Source organism: Streptomyces sp. NPDC059696, assembly GCF_042733745.1.
Taxonomy (GTDB): domain Bacteria; phylum Actinomycetota; class Actinomycetes; order Streptomycetales; family Streptomycetaceae; genus Streptomyces.
In genome coordinates this window covers 1-1,253 of sequence record NZ_JBHWFG010000119.1, presented here as the reverse complement: position 1 = coordinate 1,253, position 1,253 = coordinate 1, and the positions used below count along the sequence as shown (strand labels likewise).

The following is a 1,253-nucleotide window of genomic DNA, read 5'->3' as shown; positions in this document are numbered from 1 at the left end:
TCCGTAATGAGCGCCACCGACAAGCAAGAGCACGTCATCAGGCACCACACCGACGCCCCCGCCGAAGGCGAGACGGACGGCTGGGTGGCGCACGATATCGGCCTGCACAGCCAGGATCCCGCCGAAGGTCCGGATATCGACGACGGCGACGCCCCGCCGTCGGGCGCTTCATAACTGGCGCTTCGCAACAGAGGTTCCTTCCGCGGCTTCCCCTCCACGTCCCCGCCTTCCACGGCATCAGCGGGCAGGCTTAGGCTTGTGGGGTGGCTGCAATGAGAGCGCTGCGTCCTTTTGCACACAGGGAATTCCGTGTGCTTATTTCCGCGCTGTCCATTTCGATCTTCGGTTCCGGCATGTGGGCCGTGGCCATGGTCTACGAGGTGATCCACCTCGGTGGGGGCCCGCTGGAATTGTCCCTGGTGGCAACGGCAGCGAGCGTCGGCCTGGTGGCGTTTGTCCTGGTGGGCGGGATCGCGGCCGACCGGTTTCCGCAGCGGATCCTGATCATCGCAGTTGAGGGTGCCAACCTGGCCGTCATCGCCACGGTATCCTTGCTGGCCATCCTCAATGTCCTCCAGCTTTGGCACTTGGCGCTGGGTGCGTTTGTGCTGGGCGTGGGCCAGGCGTTCTTCTTTCCCGCGTACTCGGCCATCCTGCCCCGCATCCTCCCGGCGGAGGACCTGCTCGCGGCGAACGGCATGGAAGGCACCGTCCGGCCGATCCTGCAGCAAGCCGCGGGTCCTGCGGTGGCGGGCATCGTGGTGGCGTCGTTGTCGCCCGCGTTTGCCGTGGCCGGGGTTGCCGTGTGCCACTGCCTGGCGTTCGGCATCCTGAACTTCCTCAGCCGGGAAGCCCTGGATGGCCGCAGTGCCGAACCACCTGAGCCGCAGGGTTCGAGTTCCTTCTTCCACGACCTCAAGGAAGGCTTCGCGTACACCATACGGACACCGTGGCTGCTGTGGACCTTGATCTGGGCCTGCCTTTCCGTGCTGTTCCTGATCGGCCCCATCGAGGTCCTGTTGCCGTTCGTAGTCCAGGACCAACTTGGCGGCGACTCGCGGATGTTCGGTTTCCTCCTGGCCATCATGGGTGCCGGGAGCGCGTTGGCTGCACTGGCCACTGCGTCATTCCGGCTGCCGCGACGCTATCTGACCGTCATGGTGGTGACGTGGGGATTGGGCAGCCTGCCCATTGCCGCCATCGGTTTCATCAACAACTTCTGGCTGCTCGGTGCGGCCATGCTGGTTTTCGGG

Annotated in this window: 1 protein-coding gene; it reads left to right on the top strand. The window is 65.0% G+C overall.

What is annotated here, in order from left to right; genetic code table 11:
* Window positions 1-272 precede the first annotated feature (272 nt).
* Window positions 273-1,253, top strand: a 981-nt coding sequence (locus ACFV20_RS37005; RefSeq protein ID WP_385665534.1) for an MFS transporter, incomplete at its 3' end; no start/stop codon positions are given.